Annotated in this window: 8 protein-coding genes and 1 tRNA gene; 7 read left to right on the top strand and 2 right to left on the bottom strand. The window is 70.9% G+C overall.

Annotated elements, in window-relative coordinates; translation table 11 throughout:
- Positions 1 to 104: 104 nt before the first annotated feature.
- Positions 105 to 1,559 (top strand): pyruvate kinase, encoded by a 1,455-nt coding sequence (gene pyk / locus DNK53_RS06755; RefSeq protein WP_110181561.1) that lies wholly within the window; start codon positions 105 to 107, stop codon positions 1,557 to 1,559.
- An 11-nt stretch (positions 1,560 to 1,570) separates the two neighbouring features.
- Here pyk and DNK53_RS06750 read toward each other — a convergent pair.
- Positions 1,571 to 1,644 (bottom strand) — tRNA-Leu (locus DNK53_RS06750).
- 72 nt (positions 1,645 to 1,716) lie between these two features.
- Between DNK53_RS06750 and DNK53_RS06745 the strand changes: the two genes are divergently transcribed.
- From DNK53_RS06745 to DNK53_RS06725, 5 genes are all read left to right on the top strand, one after another.
- The gene (locus DNK53_RS06745) at positions 1,717 to 2,325 is read left to right on the top strand and encodes an ANTAR domain-containing response regulator (protein ID WP_275425736.1); all 609 of its coding nucleotides are present in this window, start codon (positions 1,717 to 1,719) and stop codon (positions 2,323 to 2,325) included.
- A gap of 160 nt (positions 2,326 to 2,485) precedes the next feature.
- Complete coding sequence (locus DNK53_RS06740) at positions 2,486 to 3,781, top strand: branched-chain amino acid ABC transporter permease (protein ID WP_204163804.1); 1,296 nt, start codon at positions 2,486 to 2,488, stop codon at positions 3,779 to 3,781.
- Positions 3,782 to 3,794: 13 nt separating this feature from the next.
- The gene (locus tag DNK53_RS06735) at positions 3,795 to 4,916 is read left to right on the top strand and encodes a branched-chain amino acid ABC transporter permease (RefSeq protein ID WP_204163803.1); all 1,122 of its coding nucleotides are present in this window, start codon (positions 3,795 to 3,797) and stop codon (positions 4,914 to 4,916) included.
- Complete coding sequence (locus DNK53_RS06730) at positions 4,909 to 5,904, top strand: ABC transporter ATP-binding protein (protein ID WP_110181559.1); 996 nt, start codon at positions 4,909 to 4,911, stop codon at positions 5,902 to 5,904. The genes DNK53_RS06735 and DNK53_RS06730 overlap by 8 nt, the downstream gene beginning before the upstream one ends.
- Positions 5,901 to 6,677 (top strand): ABC transporter ATP-binding protein, encoded by a 777-nt coding sequence (locus tag DNK53_RS06725; protein ID WP_110181558.1) that lies wholly within the window; start codon positions 5,901 to 5,903, stop codon positions 6,675 to 6,677. The genes DNK53_RS06730 and DNK53_RS06725 overlap by 4 nt, the downstream gene beginning before the upstream one ends.
- A gap of 102 nt (positions 6,678 to 6,779) precedes the next feature.
- Here DNK53_RS06725 and DNK53_RS06720 read toward each other — a convergent pair whose 3' ends face one another.
- The gene (locus DNK53_RS06720) at positions 6,780 to 8,126 is read right to left on the bottom strand and encodes an ABC transporter substrate-binding protein (protein WP_204163802.1); all 1,347 of its coding nucleotides are present in this window, start codon (positions 8,124 to 8,126) and stop codon (positions 6,780 to 6,782) included.
- A 371-nt stretch (positions 8,127 to 8,497) separates the two neighbouring features.
- On the opposite strand from DNK53_RS06720, the gene DNK53_RS06715 reads away from it, so the two are divergent.
- Entirely contained in the window at positions 8,498 to 9,067 is a 570-nt protein-coding gene (locus DNK53_RS06715; protein ID WP_110181556.1) for a GNAT family N-acetyltransferase, read from the top strand.
- The last annotated feature ends 1 nt before the right edge of the window (position 9,068 follow it).

The following is a 9,068-nucleotide window of genomic DNA, read 5'->3' as shown; positions in this document are numbered from 1 at the left end:
CGCCGGTCCGGGGCGTGCGGCGTCCTGCCGAGCCCCGGGACGCGCGGGGGACCGGTGCCCCCGGCGGCCGGGCGTTGGAACGTTCAAGGGGTAGGGTCGAGGTCGTGCGTAGAGCAAAGATCGTCTGCACCCTCGGTCCCGCGGTCGGCACCCCCGAGAAGATCCGTGAGCTGGTCGAGGCCGGCATGGACGTCGCCCGCCTCAACATGAGCCACGGCTCCCACGAGGACCACGCCCGGATGTACCGGATGGTGCGGGAGGCCAGCGACGCCACGGGTCGCGGGGTCGGCATCTTCGCCGACCTGCAGGGGCCCAAGATCCGGCTGGAGACCTTCCGCGACGGGCCCGTCGTCCTGACGGAGGGCCAGCGGTGGACGATCACCACGCGCGACGTCGCCGGCGACGCGGTCGAGTGCGGCACGACGTACTCGGGCCTGCCCGGCGACGTCGCCCCCGGCGACCCGATCCTCGTCGACGACGGCAAGGTGCGCCTGGAGGTCGAGGAGGTGGACGGCCCCGACGTGCACACCCGGGTGGTGGTCGCCGGCCGGGTCTCCGACCACAAGGGGATCAACCTGCCCGGCGTCGCCGTCTCGGTGCCCGCGCTGTCGGACAAGGACCGCGAGGACCTGCGCTGGGCGCTGCGCCAGGGCGTGGACTTCGTGGCGCTCAGCTTCGTGCGCGCCGCCTCCGACGTCGACGACGTCCGCGCGGTGATGGCGGAGGAGGGCTTCACCGTCCCCGTGATCGCCAAGATCGAGAAGCCGCAGGCCATCGACAACCGTGAGCAGATCATCGACGCCTTCGACGGGCTCATGGTCGCGCGCGGCGACCTCGGCGTGGAGTGCCCGCTGGAGGAGGTGCCGCTCATGCAGAAGGAGCTGTGCACGCTGGCCCGCCGGCACGCCAAGCCGGTGATCGTGGCCACCCAGATGCTGGAGTCGATGATCAGCGCCCCCGCGCCCACCCGCGCCGAGGCCTCCGACGTCGCCAACGCCGTCCTCGACGGCGCCGACGCGGTGATGCTGTCGGGGGAGACGAGCGTGGGGGAGTACCCCCTCGAGACGGTGCGCACCATGGCCCGGATCATCGAGTCCACCGAGGACCACGGCCTCGCGCGGATGGCCGAGGTGGCCTGGGCGCCGCGGACGCGCGGCGGGATCATCGCCAAGGCGGCCGCGGAGGTCGCCGAGCGGGTGGGGGCCCGCTACCTCGTCGCCTTCACCCAGAGCGGCGACTCCGCGCGCCGGCTCGCCCGGTACCGCGGCGCGATCCCCGTGCTGGCGTTCACCCCGCTGGCGAGCACCCGGTCGCGCCTCTCCATGACCTGGGGGGTCGAGACCTTCAAGACCACCGAGGTCGAGCACACCGACGAGATGGTGCACCAGGTCGACGAGGCCCTGCTGGCGATCGGACGGGTCCAGGAGGGCGAGCAGGTCGTCATCATCGGCGGCAGCCCGCCGGGGATCGCCGGCTCGACGAACGCGTTGCGGATCCACAAGATGGGCGACGCGCTGCACGGCCGGGCGCCGGCCTACCGGCGGCTCGGCGAGCGCTGAGCCGCCACGCGTGCCCCGGGTGGGATTCGAACCCACACTGGACGGTGTTTGAGACCGCTTCCTCTGCCGGTTGGGATACCGGGGCCCGTCGCGCGGACACCGTACCGGAACCCTCGGGCCGCCCCGTCGCGCGGGGCGTGGGGCTAACCTCTCCTGCGTGAACGCGCCCGAGAACCGCCCGGCCCCCCGCGTCGTCATCGCCGAGGACGAGGCCCTGATCCGCATGGACCTCGCCGAGATGCTCACCGAGGAGGGGTACGACGTCGTCGGCCAGGCGGGCGACGGCGAGCGCGCCGTCGAGCTCGCCGAGGAGCTGCGGCCCGACCTCGCGGTGCTGGACGTGAAGATGCCGGTGCTGGACGGGATCGCGGCCGCCGAGCGGATCGCGACCGCCCGGATCTGCCCGGTGGTCATCCTCACCGCCTTCTCGCAGCGCGAGCTGGTCGAACGGGCCCGGGACGCGGGTGCCATGGCCTACCTGGTCAAGCCGTTCAGCAAGTCGGACCTGGTGCCGGCCATCGAGATGGCGGTGAGCCGCTTCGCCGAGGTCCGCAGCCTCGAGGCGGAGGTGGGCGACCTCACCGAGCGCCTCGCCACCCGCAAGGCGATGGACCGGGCCAAGGGCGTGCTCCAGTCAGAGCTGGGGATCAGCGAGCCGGAGGCCTTCCGGTGGATCCAGAAGACCGCGATGGACCTGCGGCTCTCGATGCGGCAGGTCGCCGACGGCGTCGTCACCCACGGTCCGGGGATCGCCCGACCCTCCTAGGCCGCCGAGCCCAAGGAAAGGTCACTGTTTGGCATCACTCGACCCGATGCCTCGACGGACCCTCCCCAAGCCGGGACGTCACACCTACACTGCCGTGTGCGTCCGCGGCGGGCGTGCTGATGGGAGGACTCGAGTGAAGGTTCGCCAAGATCTGCGTCAGGTGTCCCCACGGGCCTCCGGCGGCGTGAAGCTGCTGCTGGTCGCGCTGGTGGCGGGCCTCGCGTGGTCCCTGGTCCCGGGCGCGCACGCGGTGCCGACGCTCTGCATGCCGAGCGACACGACCGCCTGCCTGGGCGGCACGCTGCGCACCGACGAGGGCGTCGTCCCCGACGTGGAGATCAAGGTCACGAGCCCGTCGGGCGAGGAGACGGTCCTCACGACCAACGAGCAGGGCAAGTGGAACCTGGCGGCCGAGGAGGAGGGTCCCTGGACTCTCGAGGTCGACCAGGAGACGCTGCCCGACGGGGTCGCCACGACCGGCGAGGACGTCATCACCGTCCAGGCGCGGTACGGCGCCACGACCCCGGGCCTGATCCCGGTCCGCACCGAGAGCTACAGCTCCGAGCGGAGCTTCGGCGAGTACCTCGCCCAGAGCACGGTCAACGGGCTTCGCCTCGGGCTGCTCCTCGCCCTCGCGGCGGTCGGCCTCTCGCTCATCTACGGCACGACCCGCCTCTCCAGCTTCTCCCACGCCGAGCAGGTCACCCTGGGCGGCATGGTCGCCTACGGCCTGGTCAACGTCGGCGGCATGAACCTCTGGGTCGGCGGGGCGCTCACGGTGCTGGTCTGCGCGGCCACCGGCTGGACGCAGGACCGGCTCATGTGGCAGCCGCTGCGCCGTCGCGGCCTGGGCCTCACCCAGATGATGATCGTGACGATCGGCCTCTCCCTGGCCATGCAGTACTGCTTCCAGTACTTCGTCGGCGCCCGCACCGTCCGCGTCGTGCAGGACAACCCCGACGTCCTCGAGCTCGGTCCGATCACGCTGACCTACCAGTCGCTGGCGGCCATGGGGATCTCGGTCGTCGTCCTGGCCGCCGTCGGCTACGGGCTGCTCCGCACCCGCGTCGGCCGGGCCACGCGGGCGGTCTCCGACAACCCGGCGCTCGCCGCGGCCTCGGGGATCGACGTCGACAAGGTCATCCGCCTGGTCTGGGTGGTGGCCACGGGCCTCGCCGGCCTCTCGGGGATCATGTACGCCCTGGTCACCAACGGCATCAAGTGGGACTCGGGCATGCAGATCCTGCTGCTGCTCTTCGCCGCCGTCACCCTCGGCGGCCTCGGCACCGCCTTCGGCGCCCTGCTCGGCGCGCTCATCATCGGCATGGTGGTCGAGCTGTCCCCGGTCTTCGGCATGCCGGGCGACTTCAAGTACGCCACCGCGATGCTCATTCTCATCCTGCTCCTGCTGGTGCGGCCCCAGGGCCTGCTCGGCAAGGCTGAGCGGGTCGGGTAGGAAGGGAACACCCATGACCATGGATGCAGAGGCACGCACCCTCGCGGAGGAGCAGGGCAAGGAGCCCTCGAAGTCCCGCCGCGCCCTCGTGATCGCCGCGGGCATGGCCGGCGGCCTCGTCCTGCTGTGGCTCGTCGGGCAGTTCGCCCCGGGCGACGTCGGCTCGATCGCCCGCGCGATGATGCGCGAGGCGCTGTCGCCGCAGACGGCTGCGGTGGCCGTCGCGGTGATCGGGCTCAACGTGCACTTCGGCTTCACCGGCCTGCTCAACATCGGACAGGCCGGCTTCATGCTGCTGGGTGCCTACGGCTTCACGATCTCGATCCGGTACGACGTCCCGCTGGTGCCTGCCGTCCTGATCGGCCTGCTGGCGGCGATCGTCTTCGCGCTCATCCTGGGCCTGCCCACGCTGAAGCTGCGCGGCGACTACCTGGCCATCGTGACGATCTCGGCCGCCGAGATCATCCGGTACGTCGGCCGGTCGGCGCTGCTGACCGACTTCACCGGCGCCGCCCAGGGCATCCAGGGCAAGACCTACCGCGACCCCTTCACCGACCTCTCCTTCTTCGGCAGCGGCGAGGCCAGCATCGGGTTCCTCAACTACCAGATGACCGGTGTCAACGGCTGGTGGGTCAGGTTCGTGGCCTGGACGCTGGTGGCGCTATGCGTGCTCGGCATCTGGCTGCTGGCGCGCAGCCCGTGGGGCCGTCTGCTGCGGGGTATCCGCGAGGACGAGCTGGCCATCCTCAGCCTCGGCAAGAACGCCTTCGCCGTGAAGATGCAGGCTCTCGTGATCGGTGGCGCCCTCGGCGCCCTCGGCGGGATGATCTACGTGCTCCCCTCGTCGGTCCAGCCCGACTCGATGGGCCGCGCGTTGACCTTCTTCGCCTGGACGGCCCTGCTGCTCGGCGGCGCGGCCACGATCTTCGGGCCGGTGCTCGGGTCCATCCTCTTTTTCACCGTGCGCATCTTCATCAAGGGGACCGCCGACGTGGTCGTGCCCAACTCGCTGATGAACAGCCAGCAGACCGAGCAGTTCTCGTGGATCGTGGTCGGGGTGGCGCTGATGCTGCTGGTCATCTTCAAACCCCAGGGCATCCTGGGCGACAAGAGGGAGCTGCGCTTCAATGTCTGAGACCACGACCCGGACGCCGGGCTTCGACAGCGCCGACCCCGAGGCGCGGCGCGCGCTGATGGCCCAGGTGGCTCCCGAGCCGGGGTCGGCGAAGCCCGACCCGATCCTCAAGGTCGATCGCATCGTCCGCTCCTTCGGCGGCATGACGGCCGTGGACGTCGACCACCTCGAGGTGCAGCGCGGCGTGATCACGGCCCTGATCGGGCCCAACGGCGCCGGCAAGACGACGTTCTTCAACCTCATCACCGGCTTCGACAAGCCCTCGTCTGCGCGCGAGGGGGCGCACTGGTCCTTCGACGGCGCCACGCTGGACAAGACCTCGCCGGCCAACGTCGCCCGGGCCGGCATGGTGCGGACCTTCCAGCTGACCAAGGCCCTCAACCGGATGACGGTCCTCGACAACATGATGCTCGGGGCCACGGGCCAGGCGGGGGAGAACCTCCTGAAGTCGTGGCTGTCGCCGCTGTGGCGCAAGCAGGAGCGCGAGATCGAGGAGAAGGCGAAGGACCTCCTCCAGCGGTTCAAGCTCCTGGAGAAGAAGGACGACTTCGCCGGCAGCCTCTCCGGGGGCCAGCGCAAGCTCCTCGAGATGGCGCGGGCGCTGATGACCGACCCCAAGATGATCATGCTCGACGAGCCGATGGCCGGGGTGAACCCCGCGCTCACCCAGTCGCTCCTGGGACACATCCAGAGCCTGCGCGACGAGGGGATGACCGTCCTCTTCGTCGAGCACGACATGCACATGGTCCGGCACATCTCCGACTGGGTCGTCGTGATGGCCGAGGGACGCGTGGTCGCCGAGGGCGCGGCCGGCGAGGTGATGAGCAACCCCGCCGTCATCGACGCCTACCTGGGGGCCCACCACGACACCGACCTGGGCGACGACTCGCTCCTGGCGGACGCGACGATGGAGGCGCTCGCCGACGAGGTGCGCGACGAGGAGGAGGCCCAGTCCGAGGCCCCCCGCACGACGGAGGAGGGGCGATGAGCCAGACGACAGACCGGGGCGTGCCCGTCATCGAGGCGCAGGACGTCGTCGCCGGGTACCTCCCGGGCGTCAACATCCTCAACGGGTGCAGCCTGACCGCCTACCCCGGCGAGATGATCGGCATCATCGGCCCCAACGGGGCCGGCAAGTCCACGCTCCTCAAGGCGATGTTCGGCCTCGTCAACGTGCACGAGGGCGCGGTGCGCCTGCACGGGGAGGACATCACCAACTCCCGCACCAACAAGCTGGTCGAGATGGGGGTCGGGTTCGTCCCGCAGACCAACAACGTGTTCCCGAGCCTGACCATCGAGGAGAACCTCCGGATGGGCCTCTTCCTGCGGCCCAAGAAGGTCGCCGAGCGGCTCGACGCGATGTGGGAGCTCTTCCCGGTCCTCCACGACCGTCGCAACCAGAGCGCGGGCGCGCTCTCGGGCGGCGAGCGCCAGTCCCTGGCCATGGCCCGAGCCCTCATGATGGAGCCCTCGGTCCTCCTGCTTGACGAGCCGTCCGCCGGGCTCTCCCCGGTGCGCCAGGACGAGACCTTCCTGCGCACGCGGATGATCAACAAGACCGGGGTCTGCGTCGTGATGGTCGAGCAGAACGCCCGACGCTGCCTGCAGATCTGCGACCGCGGCTACGTGCTCGACCAGGGGCGCGACGCCTACACGGGGTCGGGTCGCGAGCTCGCCAACGACCCCAAGGTGATCGAGCTCTACCTCGGCACCCTGGCGGCCGACGTGCAGTCCGACGGCAGCGCCCAGAGCAACGCCTGATCGGGCGCCTGCGCGTCCCGCGCGGTCCCGCTCAGAGAGACGACGAGAAGGCCCCGGACCTGACGGTCCGGGGCCTTCCGCGTGCGAGACGTCAGAGCTGGATCAGCTCTTTCCCTCCACCGTGGCGGAGAAGACGTTCTTGTTGGTCTCGTCGAAGGTGTAGATGCCGACGAACGCCGACGACGGGTCGTTCTTGTCGTTGATCGGACCGATGCCGGACGGGCCGGCGTACCGGATCTCCTCGCCCGCGTCGAGCAGCTCGACGCAGTCGGTGAAGGAGGTGCACTCCTCGCCGTCGGTGGCACCGGAGACCGCGGCCAGGTTCTTCTGGATCGTGGTCGGCTTGGTGTCGCCGCCCTTGATGGCCGCGAGGGCCGACAGCATCACCGCGTCGTACGACTCGGCGGCGTAGGCGTAGTCCGAGAGGGTCTCGTTCTCGGCGGACTCGTACCACCCGACCAGGCGGTCCTTGAACTCCTGGCTGGCGTCGGCGCCGGGGATGGTGCCCTGGGCGCCCTCGAGGGTGCCCTCCTCGAAGTCCTCGCTGTAGTCGGCGGTGTTGCCGTCGGTGAAGTAGGTCTTCGACATGTCCCAGCCCTGGGCGGCGAGCTCGGGCACGATGGCCTTCGTCTCGTCGAACGCCAGCACGACGATGGCGTCGGGGGAGGAGTTGAGGGCGGCCGTGACCTCGGCGGAGAACGTGGTCTGGCCGGCCGGGAACTCGTCGCCGTCGCCCTTGCCGCCGTAGACGACCTCGCCGCCGGCGGCGGTGAAGGCCTCCTGGACCGCGTTGCGCAGCCCGGTGCCGTAGGTGTCGTTGAAGACGAGGAACGCCAGGCGCTGGTGACCGTCCTGCGCGACCAGGTTGCCGAGGGCGTTGCCCTGGATCCCGTCCGGCGGGGCGGTGCGGAAGTAGAAGTCCGAGTACCCGCTGAGGTCCACCGCGGTGTTGGCGGGGGAGATCTGGACGATCTTGTTGTCGGTGAGGGTGTCCACGAAGTTGAGGGACACGCTCGAGGACGCGGCCCCGATCACGACGGACGGCTTGCCGGAGACCATGGTCTGGGCGGCCGCGGTGGAGATCGACATGTCGGTGGAGTCGCCCGAGTCCTCGATGACGTGGCAGGCGTCCGCGCCGGCGACGCCGCCGGCGGCGTTGATGTCGGAGACGGCCAGGCCGACGCCCGCGATCTCCGGCGGGCCGAGGTAGGCCAGGTTGCCGGTCAGCGGCAGGATGCCGCCCACCTTGAAGGTGTCGGCGCTCGTGCTGTCGCCCGAGCACTCGTCGTTGGTGAAGTCCTCGCTGCTCGCGTCGGCCGACGGGGAGTCGCTGGCCTCGTTGCCGGCGTCAGAGTCATCGGAGTCGCCGCCGCAGGCCGTGAGCGCGAGGGACAGCGTGGCTGCGCCCGCCATCACCTTCAGCCAGGAGGCTGTCGTGGATCGATTCACGTCGTGAACCTTTCTCTCAGAAGTTGTGTTCACCGGCGCCCGTCTCCCGAGGGGTGGGCTCAGCCCTGTCAAGGTAGGGCTGTGCGGGCGGGACGCACCTCATGCGCTTCGGGTCGTTGCCGAACCGTTACTCATCGCCCGGTATCCGGACTCCCCGCCGGCCGTCGGCCGCGACGTGCTGGGAGGTGTGACGTCGACGACCCGCCGCCCCCACGTCGGCCTCCGGGGCCACTCGAGGGCGGCGCAGACCTCTCCGTCGACCTGTCGGACCGGGTCGCGAACAGGTATCGTGCTCCCCGGTGCGTGCGGGGGCAAGGCGCCTCGGAGTCCTTGCTGTCCAAGCTGTGTCCCTGCCCGCGGAGGTGCGACCCATGGTGCGAGCGAGCGTGACGCTGCGACCCGCCACCGACGACGACGTGGCGGCCCTGGTCGGGCTCTGGGCGGACGCGCTGCGGCGCGGCACCCCCGAGCAGCAGGCGGCCGACGTGCTCCAGGTCCTGCACCAGGCAGCCGCCGACCCCGACAGCAGCGTGCTCGTCGCCGAGCTGGACGGCCGCGTGGCCGGCGCGGTGCACCTGCGCGCGACCACCGTCTCCCCGGTCAACCTGGAGCCGGTCGTCCACGCCGTGGCGCCGCACGTGCACCCCGACCACCGTCGCCGCGGGGTCGGGACCGCCCTCATGGAGGCGGCCGTCGTCTTCGCCGAGGAGCGGCAGGTGGGCCTCGTCGGGGCGGCCGCCATCTCGGCCTCCCGTGACTCCAACCGGTTCTTCGCGCGGTTGTCGATGGGCGCCCGGGCCACCCTGCGCATCGCGACCACCCAGAGCGTGCGGCACCGCCTGGTCGCCCTGCGGCCCGAGCGCGCGGGCCACCAGGGCAGCCGGCACCTCGACCGGGTCCTGGCGGCCCGACGGGTGCGCCGCGGCGAGCGCGTCTCCTGAC

The organism is Nocardioides solisilvae, assembly GCF_003194625.1.
GTDB classification, from domain to species: domain Bacteria; phylum Actinomycetota; class Actinomycetes; order Propionibacteriales; family Nocardioidaceae; genus Nocardioides; species Nocardioides solisilvae.
The sequence above is the reverse complement of the archived record's forward strand: the minus strand, read 5'-3'. Positions and strand labels throughout refer to the sequence as shown.